The organism is Actinomadura pelletieri DSM 43383 (genome assembly GCF_003634705.1).
Lineage (GTDB): Bacteria > Actinomycetota > Actinomycetes > Streptosporangiales > Streptosporangiaceae > Spirillospora > Spirillospora pelletieri.
Genome location: NZ_RBWU01000003.1, coordinates 520980 through 541463, shown reverse-complemented (window position 1 = coordinate 541463; position 20484 = coordinate 520980). Strand labels below are relative to the sequence as shown.

At 71.3% G+C, this 20484-nt stretch carries 20 protein-coding genes; 8 read left to right on the top strand and 12 right to left on the bottom strand.

The window, feature by feature from the left end; translation table 11 throughout:
* The first annotated feature begins 64 nt into the window (after nt 1–64).
* Nucleotides 65–1579 carry an alpha/beta hydrolase gene (locus BZB76_RS15715; protein WP_121435106.1) on the top strand — a complete coding sequence of 505 codons (1515 nt, stop codon included), beginning with the start codon at nt 65–67 and terminating at the stop codon, nt 1577–1579.
* Nucleotides 1580–1682: 103 nt separating this feature from the next.
* Nucleotides 1683–3419 carry a glycoside hydrolase family 3 protein gene (locus BZB76_RS15710; protein WP_121435105.1) on the top strand — a complete coding sequence of 579 codons (1737 nt, stop codon included), beginning with the start codon at nt 1683–1685 and terminating at the stop codon, nt 3417–3419.
* 48 nt (nt 3420–3467) lie between these two features.
* Here the strand turns inward: BZB76_RS15710 and BZB76_RS15705 are convergent, their stop codons facing one another.
* Nucleotides 3468–3860, bottom strand: coding sequence for an OsmC family protein (locus BZB76_RS15705; RefSeq protein WP_121435104.1), 393 nt, complete (start codon nt 3858–3860; stop codon nt 3468–3470).
* A gap of 377 nt (nt 3861–4237) precedes the next feature.
* Between BZB76_RS15705 and BZB76_RS15700 the strand changes: the two genes are divergently transcribed.
* The 3 genes from BZB76_RS15700 (at nt 4238) to BZB76_RS15690 (ending at nt 6147) form a co-directional block, all read left to right on the top strand.
* Nucleotides 4238–5473, top strand: coding sequence for a helix-turn-helix domain-containing protein (locus tag BZB76_RS15700; RefSeq protein WP_121435103.1), 1236 nt, complete (start codon nt 4238–4240; stop codon nt 5471–5473).
* Between the two features lie 150 nt (nt 5474–5623).
* On the top strand, nt 5624–5815 hold the full coding sequence (locus BZB76_RS15695; protein ID WP_121435102.1) for a hypothetical protein: 192 nt from the start codon (nt 5624–5626) through the stop codon (nt 5813–5815).
* Nucleotides 5812–6147 carry a hypothetical protein gene (locus BZB76_RS15690; protein ID WP_121435101.1) on the top strand — a complete coding sequence of 112 codons (336 nt, stop codon included), beginning with the start codon at nt 5812–5814 and terminating at the stop codon, nt 6145–6147. Before BZB76_RS15695 ends, BZB76_RS15690 begins: the two co-directional genes overlap by 4 nt.
* Here BZB76_RS15690 and BZB76_RS15685 read toward each other — a convergent pair.
* The 3 genes from BZB76_RS15685 to glnA all read right to left on the bottom strand — a co-directional run bounded on the left by BZB76_RS15685 (nt 6125) and on the right by glnA (nt 8793).
* The gene (locus tag BZB76_RS15685) at nt 6125–6634 is read right to left on the bottom strand and encodes a GNAT family N-acetyltransferase (RefSeq protein WP_121435100.1); all 510 of its coding nucleotides are present in this window, start codon (nt 6632–6634) and stop codon (nt 6125–6127) included. The two genes, BZB76_RS15690 and BZB76_RS15685, sit on opposite strands and share 23 nt — an antisense overlap.
* A gap of 33 nt (nt 6635–6667) precedes the next feature.
* Nucleotides 6668–7267, bottom strand: coding sequence for a hypothetical protein (locus BZB76_RS15680; protein ID WP_121435099.1), 600 nt, complete (start codon nt 7265–7267; stop codon nt 6668–6670).
* A 101-nt stretch (nt 7268–7368) separates the two neighbouring features.
* Nucleotides 7369–8793, bottom strand: a complete 1425-nt coding sequence (gene glnA, locus BZB76_RS15675) for a type I glutamate--ammonia ligase (protein WP_121435098.1) — start codon at nt 8791–8793, stop codon at nt 7369–7371.
* Between the two features lie 141 nt (nt 8794–8934).
* Here glnA and BZB76_RS15670 point away from each other — a divergent pair, with 141 nt between their 5' ends.
* Nucleotides 8935–9408 (top strand): RDD family protein, encoded by a 474-nt coding sequence (locus tag BZB76_RS15670; protein WP_121435097.1) that lies wholly within the window; start codon nt 8935–8937, stop codon nt 9406–9408.
* A 29-nt stretch (nt 9409–9437) separates the two neighbouring features.
* Here BZB76_RS15670 and BZB76_RS15665 read toward each other — a convergent pair whose 3' ends face one another.
* Both BZB76_RS15665 and lipA read right to left on the bottom strand, forming a co-directional pair.
* The gene (locus BZB76_RS15665) at nt 9438–10133 is read right to left on the bottom strand and encodes a DUF4191 domain-containing protein (RefSeq protein WP_121435503.1); all 696 of its coding nucleotides are present in this window, start codon (nt 10131–10133) and stop codon (nt 9438–9440) included.
* A gap of 270 nt (nt 10134–10403) precedes the next feature.
* Nucleotides 10404–11330: a lipoyl synthase gene (lipA, locus tag BZB76_RS15660; protein WP_121435096.1), complete on the bottom strand. Its 927-nt coding sequence runs from the start codon at nt 11328–11330 to the stop codon at nt 10404–10406.
* Between the two features lie 291 nt (nt 11331–11621).
* Between lipA and BZB76_RS15655 the strand changes: the two genes are divergently transcribed.
* Nucleotides 11622–12095 (top strand): DUF1877 family protein, encoded by a 474-nt coding sequence (locus BZB76_RS15655; protein ID WP_246006970.1) that lies wholly within the window; start codon nt 11622–11624, stop codon nt 12093–12095.
* Here BZB76_RS15655 and lipB read toward each other — a convergent pair.
* From lipB to BZB76_RS15625, 6 genes are all read right to left on the bottom strand, one after another.
* The gene (gene lipB, locus BZB76_RS15650; protein WP_246006969.1) at nt 12068–12796 is read right to left on the bottom strand and encodes a lipoyl(octanoyl) transferase LipB; all 729 of its coding nucleotides are present in this window, start codon (nt 12794–12796) and stop codon (nt 12068–12070) included. The genes BZB76_RS15655 and lipB overlap by 28 nt on opposite strands.
* A 36-nt stretch (nt 12797–12832) precedes the next feature.
* Nucleotides 12833–13570 carry a Type 1 glutamine amidotransferase-like domain-containing protein gene (locus BZB76_RS15645; protein WP_121435093.1) on the bottom strand — a complete coding sequence of 246 codons (738 nt, stop codon included), beginning with the start codon at nt 13568–13570 and terminating at the stop codon, nt 12833–12835.
* Nucleotides 13571–13656: 86 nt separating this feature from the next.
* The gene (locus tag BZB76_RS15640; RefSeq protein ID WP_121435092.1) at nt 13657–14544 is read right to left on the bottom strand and encodes a TIGR01777 family oxidoreductase; all 888 of its coding nucleotides are present in this window, start codon (nt 14542–14544) and stop codon (nt 13657–13659) included.
* Between the two features lie 209 nt (nt 14545–14753).
* Entirely contained in the window at nt 14754–16292 is a 1539-nt protein-coding gene (gene sucB, locus BZB76_RS15635; RefSeq protein ID WP_121435091.1) for a 2-oxoglutarate dehydrogenase, E2 component, dihydrolipoamide succinyltransferase, read from the bottom strand.
* A 36-nt stretch (nt 16293–16328) separates the two neighbouring features.
* Nucleotides 16329–17720: a dihydrolipoyl dehydrogenase gene (gene lpdA, locus BZB76_RS15630; RefSeq protein ID WP_121435090.1), complete on the bottom strand. Its 1392-nt coding sequence runs from the start codon at nt 17718–17720 to the stop codon at nt 16329–16331.
* A 205-nt stretch (nt 17721–17925) separates the two neighbouring features.
* Entirely contained in the window at nt 17926–19416 is a 1491-nt protein-coding gene (locus BZB76_RS15625) for a leucyl aminopeptidase (protein ID WP_121435089.1), read from the bottom strand.
* 294 nt (nt 19417–19710) lie between these two features.
* Between BZB76_RS15625 and BZB76_RS15620 the strand changes: the two genes are divergently transcribed.
* Nucleotides 19711–20478: a GntR family transcriptional regulator gene (locus BZB76_RS15620; protein ID WP_246006968.1), complete on the top strand. Its 768-nt coding sequence runs from the start codon at nt 19711–19713 to the stop codon at nt 20476–20478.
* The last annotated feature ends 6 nt before the right edge of the window (nt 20479–20484 follow it).

Genomic DNA, 20484 nt, shown 5'->3' with positions numbered 1-20484 from the left:
AACGGGGGGACGAATGGGCCGCTTTTGGGTGATAGTTGGCATTATCACCGTCGGCGCCGCAGCGATGGCCGCTTCCGGCCCGCACTACTCCGCCGGCAGTACCCGCGCACGCCAGGCGGCGTTCACCAGTCTACCGAGCCCGACCGAGGCCGCCACCGCCGCAGCGCCGGACTGGAAGCGGTGCACCGGCCTGCCGAAGCTCCCCCGGGGCGCGAGCCCGCCCGCGTCCCTGTTCCGCTGCGCGACGCTGGAGGTGCCCCTCGACCACTCCAGACCGTCCGGAGAGAAGATCGGCATCGCCCTGATCCGGGTTCCGGCGACCGACCCGCGGCACCGCATCGGCTCCCTGCTGTTCAACTTCGGCGGCCCGGGCGGCGACGGCGTCACCACGCTCGCGCAGGTCGCGGGCCAGTACAACGCCCTGCGCGCCCGCTACGACCTGGTCGGCTTCGACCCGCGTGGCGTCGGGCGCAGCGCCCCCGTGCGGTGCGCCGGTGCCCGCCAGATGGACCGGCTCCTCGCCCTGGACGACAGCCCCGACACCGCCGCCGAGCGGGCCGCCTACATCGGCGGCCGCGCGGCCTTCAACAAGGAGTGCGCGGCCCGCTCCGGCAGGCTCCTGCCGCATGTCGGCACCGTCGACGCCGTCCGCGACCTCGACCTGATCCGCGCGGCGCTCGGCGACGACAGACTCCACTATTTCGGGATCTCCTATGGCACCTGGCTCGGTGGCGCCTACGCGCACCGGTACCCGCACCGGGTCGGGCGCGCCGTCCTCGACGGGGCGGTCGACACCACGATCGGCAGCGCCGACCTCGCGCTCCAGCAGGCGGCCGGGTTCCAGCGCGCCCTCGGCGAGTTCGGAAGGGCGTGCGCCCGCCTCGGCCGCAGGTCGTGCCCCCTCGGAACGGACGGCCCGTCCGTGGTGCGGTCCGTGGCACGGATCCTCGACCGGCTCGACACGCGGACGCTGCCCACGCTCGGCGGCCGGAGGCTCACCCAGAGTCTCGGCACGACCGGGGTGGTCGCCGGGCTGTACTCCCGGGACGCCTGGCCGTACCTCGCGCAGGGCCTCGTCGACGCGGTCAAACGCCACGACGGCACGTTGCTGCTCCTGCTCGCCGACGCCCAGAACGGCCGTCAGGAGAACGGCGCCTACACCAACCTGACCGCCGCCAACACCGCGATCACCTGCGCGGACGGCACCGACCGGCACGGCCCCGCCGACGTGCGCCGCCTGCTGCCGGCGTTCCGCCGCGCCTCGCCGGTCTTCGGGACGTCCATGGCCTGGGCGCTCCTGCAGTGCACGGGGTGGCCGGTGCCGGGCGACGCCACGGCCCGCGGGGTCTCCGCGCCGTCCGCCGCGCCGATCCTCGTCATCGGCAACACCGGCGATCCGGCGACCCCCTACCGGTGGGCGCACGCGCTGACGAGGGAACTGGGCGGACGGGCGGCGCTCCTCACCCTCAGGGGGCAGGGGCACGGCGCCTACGACACCGGCGACAGGTGCGTCCGCTCGACCGTCCACGCCTACCTGTTCCACGGGACCGTCCCGCGCGCCGGGGCCACCTGCGGCTGAACGGGCCGCCTGCCCGATGAATCCCGTTTTTGGCAACATTCACCATTGATCCTCCAGGGCGGTATGGACTGGTCTAGACCATCAAGCCCGAGGGAGGCACAGCATGAACAACAGCGGCCGAGCCTTGCTGTCCGTCGCCGTGATCGCGGCGGTCGGGCTGGCGCTGACCCCGCCCGTCCAGGCGCAACAGCGGTCCGGACGCGGCGGCTGCGACCCCGACGCCCAACTGGCCCGGATGACCGACGCCGAGAAGGTCGGCCAGATGGTCATGGCGTCCACCGGCGCCGACGCGGACGACCGGCCGACCGAGAACGCCCGCCGCGCCGTCCAGGAACTGAAGATCGGCTCGATTCTCACCCACGAGCCGGCCACACCGGACCGCGCGGCCCGCTACGCCAACCAGATGCAGCGCCTGGCCCGCGACACCCGGCTGGGCCTGCCGCTGCTGATCTCCGGCGACTTCGAGTTCGGCACCACCCACAACGTGCGGCTGGGCACCACGCCGCTGCCCAACGCCATGGGCCTCGGCGCCGCCCGTGACCGCGATCTCGCCCGCGAGGCCGCGGTGATCACCGCGACGGAGGCCCGCGCGATGGGCTTCCACTGGAACTACGCGCCGGTCGCCGACGTCAACACCAACCCCGCCAACCCGATCATCGGGGTCCGTTCGTTCGGTGAGCGCACGGCCCTGGTCGCCGACCTCGTCGAGGCGCAGGTCCGCGCCTACCGGCGGGCCGGGACGATCGCCACGCCCAAGCACTTCCCCGGGCACGGCGACACCGAGTTCGACAGCCACCTCCAACTGCCGACCGTCACCTACGACCGCGCGACCCTGGACGCGGTGCACCTGCCGCCGTTCCGCCGCGCCGTCGAGGCGGGCGCCGACTCGATCATGACGGCGCACGTCGTGGTCCAGGCCGTCGACCCCGAACTGCCCGCCACGCTGTCGCCGAAGGTCCTGACCGGCCTGCTCCGCCAGGAGATGGGGTTCGACGGGCTCATCGTCACCGACGCCATGGACATGGACGCCATCGCCAAGAACTGGGGCACCCGCGAGGCCACCGTCATGGCGATCAACGCGGGCGCGGACGTCGTCATGGCCACCGGCGACTACGCCACCCACGCCGAGGCCGTCGACGCGCTCGCCGACGCCCTGCGCGACGGCTCCCTGAGCGAGGAACGGGTGAACGCGTCCGTGCGCCGCGTCCTGGCCCTCAAGTGCAAGTACCGGGTGGCGGACCACCGCTACGTCGACCCGAAGACCGCCGAGAAGGTCTCCGGCAACCGCCACTTCCTGCGCCGCGCCCTGGACATGGGCATCGCCGCCACGACCCTGGTGAGGAACGACGGGGACGTCCTCCCCTTCGACCCGGACTCCGGTGACAGGACGCTCGTCGCCGGGGCCGTCCAGACCCAGGTCCTCGCCGACGAGATCGCCGCCGTCGCGGACGGCCCGGTGGACGCCTGGCAGTCCGCGACCACCGACCCGACCGACGCCGAGATCGCCGAGGCGGTCAAGCGCGCCGCGTCCGCCGACCGGATCCTCGTCGCCACGTTCTCGTCCGGGAAACTGCCCCCGGGCCAGGCGAAGCTCGTAGACGCCCTGCGCGCGACGGGCAAGCCGGTGGCGGCGATCGCGATCGGCCTGCCGTACGACCTGACCTCCTACCCGGACGTCAAGGCGTACATCGCCACCTACGGGACGACCGCGCGCACCCAGCGGATCGACCTGACCATGCACAAGGCCGCCGCCCGCGTCGTCTTCGGCGAGCAGCCCGGCGGACGCCTGCCCGTCACGATCAAGGGTCTCTACCCGTACGGGCACGGCCTCCGCTACTGACCGCTCGTCCGGGTGCGCCGCCCCCCCGATCGGCGCACCCGGACGGGCTCACACGACCTGGTCGACCCGCATCGGCTCCCGCAGGGCGTTGCCGACGGTGCAGTACTTCTCGTGCACCCGCCCGGCCACCGCCCGCAGCACGTCCGCGGCGTCCGCGTCGCCCTCGGGAAGCTCGACGTCATAGGTGACCGTGATCGTGCCGAGCGTGCTCGTCGCGACCTTGTCGGCCTGGACCCGCGCGGCGAGCCGCACCATCCGATGCCCACGCTGCGCGGTCAGCGGCTCCACGGTCACCAGCTCACAGCCACCGAGCGCCGCCAGCAACAACTCGACCGGCGTGAACACGCCCTCCTCACCGGAGTCCCCGATCGCGACCCGCGCGCCCCGATCGTTGACGGCCTGGAACCCGTCCTCGGTGCGCTCCACCCTGACCTCGGCCATCGCCGTCCCCTCTGATCGCCTGGTTTTCCGCTCAACAGCCCCTCTCGGCGCGTTCTTCCCGCACCGGGAGGGGCGAGGCGCTCCTCCTCGATGACCCGCAGGCCGGAGCCCGTCGGTATGGAGTCGAGGGCGTTCGCCACGCTGACGACCTCGGGCCCCGTGCACCGGGCCGTGCCGGAACGTCCCGTCCGCGAGCCGCTTCACCCGCACCCATCACCGTCTGCTCGTGATCGATCATCCGATGGCACACGAGAGCCGCGTACGCCGCAGCGCACCCTTGCGCTCGTCCGTCACCCCGCCCCCAACTCGCGCGCTCCGCCACATGATGTCAGCGCTCCCACCTAGCCTGGAACCACCGAACAGGGAGGTGCAGTGCCTTGAACGACCGGCGCATCGACCCCGCCGACCCGGACCTCACCGTTGGGCAGCGCATCAAATACCACCGAGAGCGACGTGGCATGTCCCGCGAGGTTCTGGGCGGCTTGATCGGCAGGAACGCGCGGTGGATCAAGGCCGTCGAGCGCGGTGAGATCGGCCAGCCCAAGCTGCCGACCCTGCTCAGCCTGGCCGAGGCGCTCAAGTTGCGGGATGTCGCCAAACTCACCGGTGGTGAGCCTCTGCCCATGAGCATGTTCCGTGGTCCCGGCCACCCCGCGCTCAACGACGTGCGTGACGCGATCAACGCCGTGGCCGTATCGATGACCGGTCCGCCGAGCCCGCTGGATCACCTTCAGGCTCGGTTGGACGCGGCATGGCGCGCCCGGCACGCCGCCCCTGATCATCGGACCGTCCTGGGCGGCCTGCTCCCCGAGTTGATCCGCGATGCGAAACGTGCGGCGCGCGATTACGAGGGGCCGGACCGTCGGCGTGCCCTGTCGCTGCTCGCCCGCGTCTACAACCTCACGCAGTTCTACCTCGCCTACCAGCCCTCCGCCGACCTTCTGTGGCGCGTCGTGGAGCGCAGCATCATGGCCGCCGAGGAATCAGAGGACCCCAAGGCGTTCGGCGGCGCGGTGTGGCTGGCGGCGCAGGCACACCGAGACGCCGGAGACTTCGATGCGGCCGAGGCCGTCAACCGTGAGGGCCTCGAACTGCTCAAGTCCAGCGTGGACGACACCGACGACGAGCTGCGCGCGATGTGGGGCGCCCTCCACCACGAGGTCGCGTACACCGCCGCCCGGGCCGGTCAGAGCGGCACGGCCTGGCGATGGTGGGATCGGGCCGATCGGATCGCCCAAAGCCTTCCGGCGTCGCACTACGACCCGATGACCTCGTTCTCACGGGTCATCATGAACGCCCACGCCGTGACGATCGCGGTCGAACTCCGCCACGGCGGTGAGGCCCGCAGGCACGTCCGGAAGACGGACGCGGCCGCCATCCCGTCGCAGCCCCGGCGCGGTCGTCACCTGATCGAGGAGGCACGGGCCTGGCGGCTGGCCAACGACGCCGGGGCCGCACTCGGCGCCCTGGAACACGCCTACCGCACCGCTCCGGAGACGATCCGCTACAACGGCTACGCGCGCCGAATGGCGGTGGAACTCGCCAAAGAAAGCACGCCCGCCTTGCGGCGAGATGCCCGAGAATTGGCTGATCGTATCGGCCTACTGGTGTGACACAGGGGACAGAAATCCCGTCCCTTCGCGACCGAAGACACGGAGAGTCTGTGCTCCGTGACAGAGAACATTCCTAGCGGGCGCGGCTTCTTCGAAGTCCCCCGACTGTACGCGTGGGACGTCCGGGCGGCGGATGCGGGGCGGAGCGGGGTGACCGATGATCGGGACGCCGCGATCCGGCACGTGCATCAGGCGCTCCGCCGTGTCGACGGCAGGGCGTCGGGGGAGGTGCGGAAGGTCGCGCTCGCGCCGGACGGCAGCGCCGCCTACATCGACCTGCGCACCGTGGGGGAGGCGTGGCGGGACGCGGCGACGGGCGCCATCGTGTGGCGCGGCGAATGAGCGCCCACCTAGACGCCCTCGCCGACGCTCTGGCGTTCGCGGGCTGGACGTGCGTCCCGCGCTACGACGAGGCCACGCCGCTGCTGCGCGTGTTCTCGCCGTCGCTGCCGATGATCGGCGAGAGCATCAGCGTCAAGGCCGGGGTGGGTGGTGTCCCCTGGTTCATCTCCTCGACGGGCGACCCGCTGCGGCCATGCCACGACCTCCGCGGAACGTGCGTGGAGGTGTCGGCGCGGCTGGCACCGCTCGTGGTGGACGCGCGCTCTCCCAGGTCCGGCTCCCGACGGTGGCGCGATCGGCTCTTCGTCCTCACCCGGCGCAGGGATCGGTGATCGAAAAGGAGATCCACACGTCGGGCGATAAGTGAGGGCGGCCCGGGATGGGTCTGCGCTCCTCCGTCCACGCGTCCGGTGCCAGCGTGGCGGCGACGCGCCGCCAGAAGCGCGCGGCCGCGTCGTTGTCGTCCTGGAAGGGGATCTCCCAGTGACCCGGATGCGCGGTGATCACCTCCCGGACGCCGCGCAGGCCGACCCCGGTTCTACGGGCGCCGCGCACGACGAAGAAGGAGTTCATGACGCGCGTCTGGTCCTTGAGGCCGCGAACGACCGCGAACCCGAGCGGGGTCTCACCGTCCTTGATCAGGTAGGCGGTCCAGCCGGGGTCACGAAACGCGGCGTCGAGTCGGTCGCTGCGGAACGTCCCGTCCGGCTGGGGGAGCAGGTCGTGGAACGGTGAGATGTCGTGCGCGAACATCAGCCACAGCCGCTCCAGGACGGGCCGGTCGGCGGCATCGGCACGGCGAACGAGAAGCCCAGACATGCAAGATTCCTACCGGATCCGGACCGGGCCGGGTCAGTGCAGGCCAGCGACCCCGCCCGGATGTTGTCCACCGTTCGGCGACCGCCACCACATCGGCGGTGGAACACCCTCGACGGTCATGGACGGGTTGCTCAGCCAAAGGCGATACACCAGGGTGCGGAAGTCTTCGGCGACGGGTCGCTGGCGGAACAGCCTGCCGAAACGGGTCGGTGGACTCGACTGGTACCTCATGGCCTGCCAGACCCGGAACCGGCCGCCCTTCCAATGGACCACGGCGAAACCGAACCCGGCGTGTGCCCACCGGGACACGGTGATCGCGGTGAGTTCACGTGTATCGACATCGATCCGCTGCCCGAACCCCGTGATGAGGAGGCGGCCGTCGGGTGACAGCACGACCCGCCGGACGGGAAGACCTGCGAGGGAAGCGCTGATGAGGGACGCGGCAATGATCATCAACTGGTCCGGTAGCCATGGGTTCAGGACCAGGACCCACAGCGGTATCAGAGGACCGATCACCATGAGAGCGAAGACCAGCGCGACGCCGGTCGGGAGGTAGGCGCGATAGTGGGGCGCGTCCCCGATCGTCTCGTCAGGGCGCCCCGAGGCGCTCCGCGTCCGCTGGTTCGTGGTCACCCCGTCAGCGTGATCGCATCGAGGGCCAAGCTCAAGGCCGTCGCCTGCGGGGGCCGGGCGGGGCGCGCTGATCGGATCACCGATCAGCGCGCCCGCCGGGGCTAGATGTCGTAGTACAGCTCGAACTCGTGGGGGTGTGGGCGGAGGCGGATGGGGTCGATCTCGAACTCGTTCTTCATCGTGATCCAGGTCTCGATGAGGTCCGGGGTGAAGACGCCGCCTTCGAGGAGGTAGTCGTGGTCGGATTCCAGGGCCGCGAGGACCTCGGGAAGGCTGCCCGGAACTTGCGGGATGGCGCGGGCCTCCTCGGGCGGGAGCTCGTAGAGGTCCTTGTCCACCGGCTCGGCGGGTTCGATCTTGTTCTTGATGCCGTCCAGGCCCGCCATCAGCATGGCGGAGAACGCCAGGTACGGGTTGCAGGACGGGTCCGGAACGCGGAACTCGACGCGCTTGGCCTTCGGGTTCGAGCCGGTGATCGGGATGCGGATGCAGGCGGACCGGTTGCGCTGGGAGTAGACCAGGTTGACCGGGGCCTCGTAGCCGGGGACGAGACGGTGGTAGCTGTTCACGGTCGGGTTCGTGAACGCCAGCAGGGACGGGGCGTGCCTGAGCAGGCCGCCGATGTAGTAGCGGGCGTTGTCGGACAGGCCCGCGTAGCCGACCTCGTCGTAGAAGAGCGGCGCGCCGTCCTTCCAGAGGGACTGGTGACAGTGCATGCCGGAGCCGTTGTCGCCGAAGATCGGCTTCGGCATGAACGTGACGGTCTTGCCCGCGGCGCGCGCGACGTTCTTGACGATGTACTTGTACAGCATGAGCTGGTCGGCGGTCTTCAACAGCGTGTCGAACCGGAAGTCGATCTCGGCCTGGCCCGCGGTGCCGACCTCGTGGTGCTGCATCTCGACATGGATGCCGGCGGTGAGGAGCTGCGCGACCATCTCCGACCGCAGGTCGGTGTAGTGGTCCATCGGCGGGACGGGGAAGTAGCCGCCCTTGTAGGGGGGCTTGGCGCCGAGGTTGCCGCCGGCCTCCTCGCGGCCGGTGTTCCAGGCGCCCTCGACCGAGTCGAGGTAGTAGTAACCGGCGTTCTGCTTCGTCTCGAAACGGACGTCGTCGAAGATGTAGAACTCGGCCTCGGGGCCGAAGTAGCAGGTGTCGGCGATGCCGGTGCCGCGCAGATAGTCCTGCGCCTTCTTCGCGACGTTGCGCGGGTCGCGGCTGTAGGGCTCGCCCGTCAGCGGGTCGTGGACGAAGAAGTTCAGGTTCAGGGTCTTGTGCTGCCGGAACGGGTCGATCACGGCGGTGGTCGGGTCCGGGAGCAGGAGCATGTCCGACTCGTGGATCTCCTGGAAGCCGCGGACGGAACTGCCGTCGAACATCAGCCCCTCGGTGAAGACGCTCTCGCCGAAGCTCTCGACGGGGAACGTGAAGTGCTGCATCTTGCCCGGCAGGTCCACGAAGCGGCAGTCGACAAATTGCACACCTTCGTTCCTGATGTATCCCAGGACCTCGTCGGCGTTGCTGAACATCAGGCCTCCTCGGGGCGATACTCGGCTCCTGGCAGGCTAGGACGGCGCCGTTTCCCGGCCGTATCTCATATGTTTCCGCCGTGTTACGCGCCCGGCGGGAGCCGGGTCGGGGCTCGCCGGGCGACCGGATAGCGTAGGGCCATGAGCAGTGGTAAAGGCGGGCCGCGGTGGACGCAGACGTGGCTCGGCGGGGCGCCCTCGGCCGGGGTCGATCTCGGAAAGCCGGGTGAGCGGCTCAACCTTCCGGAGAGCGGCAGCGGCGCCGTCGCGCCCTACGGTCGGCGGGTGGTCGCGCTGTTCATCGACTGGGGCCTGTCGATGCTGGTCGCGAGCCTGCTGGCGCGGTCGTTCGGCTGGGAACCGGCGGAGCGCAGCATGTGGACCATGATCATCTTCGCGATCCAGGCGTGGGTGCTGACCGCGTTCGTCGGCGTGACGATCGGCAAGCGCATCTGCGGTGTCCGCGTCGCGCGGTTGGACGGACGGCCCGTCGGCCTCGGTTGGGCCCTGGCCAGGACGCTGCTGCTGGTCCTCGTCGTTCCCGCGCTCCTGTGGGACCGCGACTACCGGGGGCTGCACGACCGGGCGAGCAACACCGTCGTCGTCACCCTCTAGACGGAAGCGCCCCCGAGAGGGGCGCCTCGTCAGCGCATCTTGGGCTTCGGGCCCTTCGGCATCTTCGCGCCCTTGGGAATGGGCCCCTTCGGCATCTGCATCGACCGGGGCAGCGCCTGCAACCGGTCGTTCAGCTCCGCCACCTGCCCCTTGGTGAGGTTGCGGGGCAGCTTCATCAGATGGCGCTGGAGCCGGTCCACGGGGATCTGGCCCTCGTCGGTGCCGACCTGCACGTCATAGATCGGCACCTGCTGGGCGGCGCGGGAGAGCCGCTTCTTCTCCGCGCCGAGCAGCGGCCCGACGCGGTTGCGCGGGCCCTCCGAGACCAGGACCACGCCGGGACGTCCCACCGCGCGGTGCACCATGTCGAGGTTGCGATTCCCGCTGACCGCCTCGGTGACCGTCCAGTTGCCGCGCATGTTCTTCAGGATCGCGGCGGCCGCGCCCGGCTGCCCGGCGATCACCTTGTACTGGGCGCGCTGGGCCATCTGACCGAAGACGATCATGCCGACGGCCAGGGACGCCAGGACACCCAGCGGGATGAAGAACCACAGCTGGTCGAAGATCAGCCCGATGAGGACGACGACGACCAGGGTGCCGAGCGCGGAGGCGAACACGATCGGCAGGGCCTTCGGGTCGGCCTGCCGGAGCACCTGCGCGACCATGCGGATCTGCTTGAGGCGGCCCGGACGCTCCTGGGCCCCGTCCGTGGGCGTTTTCGACATGGACACAAGAATAGTGGTGTCGAGTCACGATCCCGACAGCCCCCGGACCGGGCTGTGTTGATTGCAGGCCCGGCCCACTGCGCTCGCCTGGCGGCTCGCTGTGTTGATTGCAGGACCGGCCCACTGCGCTCGCCTGGCGGCTCGCTGCGTGACCGTTCCTGGGCGAACGCGCATCGCTTCGCGATCCGCCCGGCTTCGCTCGCCTTCGGCATCGCTGCATCGGGCGGGTCACGCGTTCGTGTGTGGGGTGAGGCCGCTTTGCAACAGGCCCTAGGCTCGTGCCTCGATGGCCTGGCGGTAGAGGCGGCCGGCGCGGTAGCTGGAGCGGACCAGCGGTCCGGACATGACACCGGCGAAGCCGATCTCCTCCGCCTCGGCGGACAGCTCCACGAACTCCTCCGGCTTCACCCAGCGCTCCACCGGGTGGTGGCGGGCGCTCGGCCGTAGGTACTGCGTGATCGTGATGAGTTCGCAGCCCGCGTCGTGCAGGTCGCGCAGCGCCTGCGAGATCTCCTCGCGGGTCTCGCCCATGCCGAGGATCAGGTTCGACTTGGTGACCAGGCCGTCCTCGCGGGCGCGGGTGATGACCTCGAGGGAACGCTCGTAGCGGAACGCGGGACGGATCCGCTTGAAGATCCGCGGCACGGTCTCCACATTGTGCGCCAGGACCTCGGGCCGGGACGAGAACACCTCGGCGAGCTGCTCGGGGACGGCGTTGAAGTCGGGGATCAGCAGCTCGACACCGCAGCCGGGAACCGCGGCGTGGATCGCCCGGACGGTCTCGGCGTACAGCCAGGCGCCGCCGTCGTCCAGGTCGTCGCGGGCGACACCGGTCACGGTGGCGTACTTCAGGCCCATCGTCGCGACGGACTCGGCGACGCGGCGCGGCTCGTCACGGTCGAGCTCGGCGGGCTTGCCGGTGTCGATCTGGCAGAAGTCGCAACGCCGGGTGCACTGGTCACCGCCGATCAGGAACGTGGCCTCGCGGTCCTCCCAGCATTCGTAGATGTTGGGACACCCGGCCTCCTGACAGACCGTGTGCAGGCCCTCCGCCTTCACCAGGCCGCTGAGCTCCCGGTACTGCGGGCCCATCTTCAGCCGCGTTTTGATCCAGTCGGGCTTGCGTTCGATGGGGGTCTGGCTGTTGCGCGCCTCGACGCGCAGTAGCCTGCGTCCCTCAGGTGTCACCGTCGTCACGGATCCCAGCGTACGTCGCGGTCAACGACGTCGGCACACCGGGCCGTCTGGGCATATGGTGGGACTCGTCTCGTCGCACTCGGCGGACCGGGCCGGAGTCGTCCGGCGGGCCTCGAAGCCGTATCGGTGCGGTATCGAACGTATGACAGTACCTTCTCCGCCCGGTCGATTCGTGTCGTTTCGGCCGTGGACCACGGTGGATCTCTCTAAGGTGACTCCCTGTCGTCACGCAACAGCGTCAGCAGGAGGACCGCAGTGGGCCTGGCAATGTCGTACCTCAGGGTGCCGCCGGTGCTGGAAGGTGAGCCCGATCCCGGCCGGATCGCGCGCCACGTCTTCGGCGACGCCCACTGGCGCCGCCGCGGCGCGTCCGCCCTGTTCGACCTCGGCCGGGCGTGGCAGGCGATGCACTACCTCTGCACCGGCGACCCGTGGGAGGGACGCCAGCCCGAGTCGGACATCGTGTGCGGTGGGCGGCTGCTCACCGAGGACGGCGCCGACGAACTCGGCATGGACGTCATCTACCTGGCGCCGGACCGGGTGAAGCTCTCCGCCGACCATCTCGTCGCGACACCGTTCGGCGCGGTCGCCGGACGGTACGACCCCGCGGCGATGGGCGAGGCGGGGGTCCAGGACGCGGACCGGCTCGACGCCGACGCCCGTGACCGGATCCTCGAACCCGCCTACCGGGGCCTCACCGAGTTCTTCCAGGCCGCCGCCACCGAAGGTCAGGCCGTCTACAAGGTGATGGCCACCGCGGGCTGAGCGCCCCGCAGGGCCTCCAGTTGGGCCGTGGTGCGGTGCAGGGTGCCGTCCGCGCCGAGCACCGCGGCCAGATGCCGCTCCACCAGCGGCACGACCTCGGCGACCGTGACGTTCCGGTCGAGCTCCCGGCTGAGGGTCGTGGACCCCACGTCCCGGATCCCGCAGGGGACGATCTTGTCGAACCAGCCCAGATCGTTGTCGCAGTTCAGCATGAACCCGTGCATCGCGACGCCCTGCGCCACCCGGATCCCGATCGAGCCGATCTTGCGGTCGGGAGCGCCGGGCACCCAGATGCCGCTGCGTCCCTCCACCCTGACGGTCGCCAGGCCGAGGTCGGCGCAGACGTCCATCATCATCTGCTCCAACAGCCGGACGTACCCGACGACGTCCCGCGGATCGGTCAGCCGGACGATCGGGTAGCCGGTGAGCTGGCCCGGACCGTGCCAGGTGATCTTGCCGCCGCGGTCCACGTCCACGACCGGGGCGCCGGGGTCGCCCAGCGGCCGGTCGGCGAGCGCGGTCCGTTTGCCCGCCGTGTAGACGGGCTGATGCTCCATGAGAAGGACGGTGTCGGGAATCGCGTCGTCGACCCGCAGGGCATGGGTGCGCCGTTGCAGCTCCCACCCCTCCTCGTAGGGGACGGCCGCCGCGCCGAACCCCGCGTGCACCACCACAAGCTCGCGTACGCCCACATCGCTCACACGAGCCAGCCTAAAGCCTCGCGGATCGACCGGTACCTATGGGGATGCCAGCAACCGGGGCTCCAGCCGGAACTCCTTCGCCGTTCCCGGCCCGTCCGGTTCGACGCGGTATGCTCCCGCGTCCTTCCGGTAGGAGACGGCCTGGACGAACTCGGCGCCGACGTAGTGCAGCGCGACGCCCTCGTCGGCCGCGTACCCGCTCGGCAGCGTCGCCTCGCCGACGAGCTGCTGGAGCAGCGGGCGGCGCTGCGGCTCGCTGTCGTAGTGGACGCCGCACGAGTACGGCAGGAACCCGAGCCCGTCGGTCAGCGGCCGCAGTTGCGGCCCGAACGAGTCGGTGGTTCCGCCGACGTGCCAGCACAGCGCGCCCGCGCTCTGCCCGGACAGCACCACGCCCTCCTGCCACACCTCCAGCAGGATCTCGTCCAGCCCGTGCAGCCGCCACAGGGCGAGCAGGTTCGCGACGCTACCGCCGGACACGTACACCAGGTCCTGGTTGAGCAGGTGCGCGCGGACGTCGGCGACGTTCGGCATCGGGAACAGCGCCAGATGGCCGACCTCGGCGTCCATCGAGGAGAACGCGGCGTAGAGCCGGGACACGTACTCGGCGCCGTCGCCGACCGCCGTCGTCAGGAAGCAGACCCTGGGGCGGTCCTGGCCGGTCAGGTCGAACGCGTAGCGCAGCAGCGGGCTCGGTGTGTGCCCGTCCCGCCCGTCCGGGACGAAGCTCCCTCCGCCGATCGCGAGGATGTGCGGCTGTCCGTCGGTGCTCATTCACCCTCCTCGTGGGTCGGGCCATCTCACCGTCACCGTACGACCACCGAGCGGATTCAGCGGGGACTTTGGCGTTTTCTTGGAATTCACAGCACGGCACGCAGGGCCGAGTCCACGTCCTCGTGCGCGAAGCGGAACCCGGCCTCCGCCAGCCGCCGCGGCACGACCCGCTGGCTGATCAGCGGCCCCTCGTCGGCGAACTCGCGCAACGCCGTCCGCAACGCGACCTTCGGAACCTTCACCCGGGTCGGCCGGTGCAGGACACGGCCGAGCGCCCGAGTGTAGGTGTCGTTCGTCACCGGGTTCGGGGCGGTGAGGTTGACCGGACCGGCGATCTCGTTCTCGATGAGGAACCGCAGCGCGGCGACCTGGTCGTCGATGGAGATCCAGCTCGTCCACTGGTCGCCGTCGCCGAGCCGCCCGCCGAGACCGAGCCGGAACAGGGGGAGCGTGGACCCGAGCAGGCCGCCGTCACGGGCCAGGACGACGCCCGTGCGCGCAAGGACGACCCGGACCCCGGCCTCCCTGGCCGGGGCGGCCGCGGCCTCCCAGTCGCGGACGAGCGTGGCGAGGAATCCGCGTCCGGCGGGGGCCTTCTCGTCGACCTCCCGCCCGTCGGTGTCGCCGTAGTAGCCGATCGCGGAACCGCAGACCAGCACGGAGGGCCGGGAACTCGCGGCGGCGATGGCCTCCGCGATCGTCCGGGTGCCGGTCAGTCGACTGTCCCGGATCTTGCGTTTGTAGGCCTTCGTCCATGGACGGTCGCCGATCCCGGCCCCGGCCAGGTGCACGACCGCGTCCGCGCCGTCCAGCGACGCCGCCTCGACACAGCGGTCCGGGGGAGACCAGCGCGCCTCGTCCGACCGGGTCGGTTCCCTCCTGATCAACCGGACGACCTCGTGGCCGTCCGCGCGCAGCGACCGCACCAGCGCCGAGCCGATCAAGCCCGACGAGCCCGTGATCGTGACCCTCATGAGTCCACCCTAGGCCGAACGACGCCACCGACCGCTGAGAATCTCACGCGTTTTTGCATCAGTGGCCTTCGCTTTCGGGCCAGTTTCCGCTGGTGAGGGCACACGCGGACGCGGCCGGGGGCGGGGTGCGCGGGCCCGTAAGAAAAAGAACCCCGCCGCGGCGGATGCCGCGGCGGGGTTCCGGTGTCCGTGGACGAACCGTCACACGGTCACAGGCCCAGCTCCGACTCGAAGTTGCCCTCTTCCAGCCGGTGCTTGATCGTGGCGAGGAAACGCGCGGCGTCCGCGCCGTCGATCAGCCGGTGGTCGTAGGTCAGCGCCAGGTACACCATCGACCGCACCGCGATGACCTCGCCGATCTCCGGGTCGTCGATGACGGCGGGACGCTTCACGACGGCGCCGGTGCCGAGCATCGCGACCTGCGGCTGGTTCAGGATCGGGGTGTCGAACAGCGCGCCGCGGCTGCCGGTGTTGGTCAGCGTGAACGTGCCGCCCGCCAGCTCGTCCGGGCTCACCTTGTTGGTGCGGGTGCGCTCGGCGAGGTCGGCGATCCGCTGCGCGAGGCCGCCGAGGTTGAGCTGGCCCGCGTTGTGCACGACGGGCACCATCAGGCCGCGCTCGGGGACGTCCACCGCGATGGAGAGGTTCTCCACCTCGTGGTAGGTGACCTCGTTCGTCTCGGGGTTGATCACGGCGTTCAGCTTCGGGTGCGCCTTGAGCGCCTCGACCGTCGCCAGCGCGAAGAACGGCAGGAACGACAGCTTGACGCCCTCGCGGGCCTGGAAGTCGGCCTTCGCCTGCTCCCGCAGCCGCGCGATCTTGGTGATGTCCACCTCGACGACGGTGGTGAGCTGCGCGGACACCTGCAACGACTCCACCATGCGGCGGGCGATCGTCTGCCGCATCCGGGACATCTTCTCGGTCCGGCCGCGCAGCGCGAGCTGCTCGGCGGGCGCGCCCGCGGGCGCCGGGGCCGCGTGCCGCCCGACCGGGGCCGGCGGCGCGGCGGCGGGCGCCGGAGCGGGCGCCGCCGGTGCGGTGGCCTGCTGGGCGGCCTGCTGCGCCGCCTGCTGGGCGGCGCGGGCGGCCTCCAGGACGTCCTGCTTGCGGATGCGGCCGCCGACGCCGGTGCCCTTGACCGTGCCCAGGTCGACGTTGTGCTCGGCGGCGAGCTTGCGCACCAGCGGCGTGACGTACGGTCCGTCGCCGGACGGCGCCTCGGCCCGCTCGGGCTCGGCGGCGGGCCGCGGCTGCGCCGCGGGTGCCGGCGCCGGCGCGGACGGCTGCTGCGGCGCCTGCTGCTGCGGGGCGGGCGCCGGGGACGGCGGCGCGGGCGGCTGCTCCTGCGCGGGCGGCGGCCACGACGCGGGCGGCGGGGCCTGCTGCTGCGGTGCCTCCTGCTGCGGTGCCTCCTGCTGCGGTGGCGCGGCGGGCGCCTGCTCGGCCTGCGGCTCGGCGGGCGCCTCCTCCTCCTGCGCGGCGGGGGCGCCGCCGCCGGACGGCGCGTCGCCCTCGTCGCCGATGACGGCCAGTTCGGCGCCGACCTCGACGGTCTCGTCCTCGGCGACGGTGATGCTGGTCAGGACGCCCGAGGCGGGGGAGGGGATCTCCGTGTCGACCTTGTCGGTCGACACCTCCAGGAGCGGCTCGTCGGTCTCGACGCGCTCGCCCTCCTTCTTGAGCCAGCGGGTGACGGTGCCCTCGGTGACGCTCTCGCCGAGCTGGGGCATGGTGACGGAGACCGGCATGTCTCAGCGACTCCTTCGGAATACGGGTGCGGCTTGTCAGCCGTGAACGTGCAGTGGTTTGCCGGCGAGGGCGAGGTGGGCCTCGCCTACCGCCTCGGACTGGGTCGGGTGCGGATGGATCAGCTGGGCGACCTCGCTCGGCAGGGCCTCCCAGTTGTAGATGAGCTGCCCCTCCGTGATGAGCTCGCCCACGCGTGCCCCGACCATGTGCAGGCCGAGGACGGGACCGTCCACGGCCGCGATCACCTTGACCTCGCCCTGCGTCCCGAGGATCTTGCTCTTCGGGTTGCCGGCCAGGTCGTAGACGACCTCCTTGATCTCGTACCCGCGCTCGCGGGCCACGGCGGATGTGATGCCGACCGAGGCCACCTCGGGATCGGAGTAGGTGATGCGGGGGACGCCGTCGTAGTCGATCGAGGCGGGGTTCAGCCCGGCCAGCCGCTCGGCGACGAGGATGCCCTCCGCGAACCCGACATGGGCGAGCTGCGGCGTCTGGATCAGGTCGCCGACCGCGGAGATGGTCGGGACGTTCGTCCGGCAGTACTCGTCGACCTTCACGAACCCGCGCTCGGTCTCGACGCCGACCTCGGCCAGGCCGATGCCGTCGGAGACCGGGCCGCGGCCGACCGCGACCAGCAGCAGCTCCGCGTCGATCGTCTTACCGCCCTGGAGCGTGACGGAGACGCCGCCCTGGGTCGTCTTGACGCCCTCGAAGCGGGTGCCGACCTCGAACTTGATGCCGCGCTTGCGGAACGCGCGCTCCAGCCGCTTGGAGCTGGACTCCTCCTCCAGCGGAAGCAGGTGCGGGAGGGCCTCGACGATGGTGACCTCCGCGCCGAACGAGCGCCACACGCTGGCGAACTCGACACCGATCACACCGCCGCCGAGGATGACGACCGAGCCGGGGACGCGGTCGAGGCGCAGCGCGTGGTCGCTGGAGATGACGCGCTCCCCGTCGATCTCCAGGCCGGGCAGCGACCTCGGCTCGGAGCCGGTGCCGAGCACGATGTGCCGTCCCTCGACGGTGCGGGCGCCGTCCGCGCCGGTGACCTCGACCGTGGTCGGGCCGGTGAGGCGGCCGGCGCCGTGCACGATCTCGATGCCCTTGGCCTTGATGAGCCCGGTGAGGCCCTTGACGGTCGTCGAGACGACCCTGTCCTTGTAGGCGTGCACGCCCTCGATGTCGATGCCCTCGAACGTGGCCTTCACGCCGAACTTGGCGGCCTCGCGGGACTGGTCCGCCACCTCGGCCGCGTGCAGCAGCGCCTTGGTGGGGATGCACCCGCGGTTCAGGCACGTTCCGCCGAGGGACTCGTCCTTCTCGATCAGCGCGACGGTCTTGCCGAGCTCGGCGGCGCGCAGCGCGCACGCGTAACCGCCGCTGCCGGCTCCCAGGACGACGATGTCGAAGGGGCCGTTGTCAGCCACTGGACGCTCCCTTTCCGGGTCGTGGCGCCACGGATGTCGAGGCGCCCCTTCAGGTGGTGCGGGTCCTTCGGGTGGAGGACCGGGCGGGCGCGCCGGTGCGGGCCCCCGCCACCACGAGAGAATCTATTCTGCTCACTCCGCGCGACGGCGGGCGGGTCCCCTCGCGGAATTCCTGATCCCCCCTGTTCCCGGTTCCGGATTTCGGCTACAGGACTCCGGCGGCGAGGTCCTCGGCGATCTGGACGAGCGTGCGGGCCGCGGCGCCGGTGCCGCCCTTCGGGGTGTAGCCGTACGGCTCGCCCTTGTTGAACGACGGGCCCGCGATGTCGAGGTGCGCCCACCTGACGCCGTCCGGCACGAACTCCTTCAGGAACACCCCGGCGACGAGCATGCCGCCCCACCGGTCGCCGCTGATGTTGGCGATGTCGGCGACCGCCGAGTCGAGGCCCTTGCGCAGCTCCGCCGGAAGCGGCATGCCCCACGACGGCTCGCCGGCGCGCTCGGCCGCCGCGACGACCTTCTCCCGGACGGCGTCGTCGTTGGCCATGACGCCGGTGGTCCGGGTGCCGAGCGCGACGAGCTGCGCGCCGGTCAGCGTCGCGACGTCCACGAGCAGGTCGGGGGAGTCCTCTCCGGCGCGGACGAGGGCGTCGGCCATGACGAGGCGGCCCTCGGCGTCGGTGTTGAGGACCTCGACGGTCTTGCCGCCGTAGATGCGCAGCACGTCCGACGGGCGCTGCGCGGTGCCGCTCGGCATGTTCTCCGCGATGGTCAGGTACCCGACCACGTTGACCTTGACCCCGAGCCTGGCGACGGCGGCGAGCGCGCCGAGGACCGCGGCGGCGCCGCCCATGTCGGACTTCATCCAGTCCATGGCCTCGGACGGCTTGAGGGACAGGCCGCCGGAGTCGAACGTGATGCCCTTCCCGACCAGCACGAGGGTCCTGGTCGCCTCCGGGTGGGTGTGGGCGAGGCGGACCAGGCGCGGCGGGTTGACCGAGCCCTGCCCGACGCCGGCGATGCCGCCGTAGCCGCCCTCGACGAGCGCCTTCTCGTCCAGCACCTCGATGGCGAGGCCGGTCTCCCCGGCGACCCGGGCGGCCTCCGCGGCGAGGTCCTCGGGGGCGAGGTGGGACGGCGGGGTGTTGACGAGGTCACGGACGAGCTTCACCGAGTCGGCGAGGACCCGGGCCCGTTCGACGGCCGCCTCCACGGCCGCCTCCTCGGACGCGGGCGCCGACAACCGGATCTCCTCGACCGGGCTCCTGTGGTCGCCGCCGGTGCGGTAGGCGTCGAACGAGTAGGCGCCGAGCAGCGACCCGAGCGCGACCGCCTCGACGTCCTCGGTGGACACGGTCGGCAGCGCGACGGCGACACGGGCGTGCCCGGCGAGGGAGCGGACGGCGGCGCCCGCGGCGCGGCGCACGTCCTCGGCCGACGGCGACTCGCCCAGCCCGGCGGCCACGATGACCTTGGCGGTGACGGCGCCGAGCGCGGGAAGCTTGGTGATCTCCCCGGCCTTGCCGGTGGCGCCCAGCGCGGCCAGCGCCTCGGCGAGCCTGCCGTCCAGCGCGCGGTCGAGGTCCTCGGTTCCCGCGGCCGGCGCGACACCCGTCCCGGCCGGAGCGACGCCGATCACGATGGCGTCTACGTCAATGCTTGCCAGGGCTGCGCCGTCAAGGCTGATGCTCGTCACGTAGCACGATGTTAGTCCCACCGGTGACCGCTTTCGCCCTTTAGGAGCAAGCCTTGCCCGTCCCCTAGGACGGTCCCCGCCAGGGCGTGACAAAGGGCCCGACGGCGGCACGGTCGGCCGCGTGGGCGTGGGCGCGGTTGGTGGTGTGGGTGGGTGGCGCGGGCGGCGGAACGGGTGGCGGAACGCATCTGGTGGAGCGTCGCGCCCCAGGTGGCGCGGGGGGTCATGGACATTCGCGGTGGCGGAACCTCCCTTCTATTCACCTATTCCGACTTGTTTAGTAGGTTTGCCGCCGTGACCAGGAACGACAATGCCGCCGAGCCGCTGACGTTGGCGGACGTCCGCAGGTTGCGGGCCGACCGCGCCCGCCAGGTGGCGGACGTGCTGCGCCGCCAGGTGCTGTACGGCGAGTTCCGCAGCGGGGTGCTGCCCGCCGAGTCCGAACTCGTCCGGGAGTTCGGCACGTCCCGCAACACCGTCAGGGAGGCGCTGGACCTGCTGCGCGCCGAGGGCCTCGTCGAACGCTGCCCCGGGGTCGGCACCCTCGCCGTCGCCGAGAAGTACCCGCACGGGTTGGAGCCCCTCCGCGGGCTCGCCGAGACGCTGCGCGAGCACGGCGAGGTCGACAACGAGGTCCGCGCCACCGGGCTGATCACGCCGTCCCGGGAGATCACGGCCCGGCTGCGGCTGGCGCCGGGGGAGCCGGTCGTCTACATCGAGCGGATCCGGCGGGTGAACGGGCTGCCGCTCTCCCTCGACCTCACCTACATCGCCCGCGACCTGGGGGAGCCGCTGCTCGCCGAGGACCTCGCCCGCAACGACATCTTCGGCCTCCTCGAACGGATCGCCGGGCAGCCCCTCGGACGCGCCGAGGTCACGTTGGAGGCCGTCAACGCCGACCCGCACTCGGCCGCGACCCTGGACGCTCCGCGCGGCGCGGCCCTGCTGATGCTCGAACGCCTCACCCACCTCGCCGACGGCAGACCGGTCGACCTGGAGTTCATCCGGTTCCGCGGCGACCGCATCGCGATGAGCGGCACCCTCCGTCGCACCCGTCCCTGACAGGAG

Coding starts and splice junctions, on each gene's coding strand:
- BZB76_RS15690 (WP_121435101.1), top strand. CDS start 5,812: ATGAGCGCCCACCTAGACGCCCTCGCCGACGCTCTGGCGTTCGCGGGC.
- BZB76_RS15670 (WP_121435097.1), top strand. CDS start 8,935: ATGAGCAGTGGTAAAGGCGGGCCGCGGTGGACGCAGACGTGGCTCGGC.
- BZB76_RS15715 (WP_121435106.1), top strand. CDS start 65: ATGGCCGCTTCCGGCCCGCACTACTCCGCCGGCAGTACCCGCGCACGC.
- BZB76_RS15710 (WP_121435105.1), top strand. CDS start 1,683: ATGAACAACAGCGGCCGAGCCTTGCTGTCCGTCGCCGTGATCGCGGCG.
- BZB76_RS15640 (WP_121435092.1), bottom strand. CDS start 14,544: ATGAGGGTCACGATCACGGGCTCGTCGGGCTTGATCGGCTCGGCGCTG.
- BZB76_RS15705 (WP_121435104.1), bottom strand. CDS start 3,860: ATGGCCGAGGTCAGGGTGGAGCGCACCGAGGACGGGTTCCAGGCCGTC.
- glnA (WP_121435098.1), bottom strand. CDS start 8,793: ATGTTCAGCAACGCCGACGAGGTCCTGGGATACATCAGGAACGAAGGT.
- BZB76_RS15645 (WP_121435093.1), bottom strand. CDS start 13,570: ATGAGCACCGACGGACAGCCGCACATCCTCGCGATCGGCGGAGGGAGC.
- BZB76_RS15685 (WP_121435100.1), bottom strand. CDS start 6,634: ATGTCTGGGCTTCTCGTTCGCCGTGCCGATGCCGCCGACCGGCCCGTC.
- BZB76_RS15665 (WP_121435503.1), bottom strand. CDS start 10,133: ATGTCGAAAACGCCCACGGACGGGGCCCAGGAGCGTCCGGGCCGCCTC.
- sucB (WP_121435091.1), bottom strand. CDS start 16,292: ATGCCGGTCTCCGTCACCATGCCCCAGCTCGGCGAGAGCGTCACCGAG.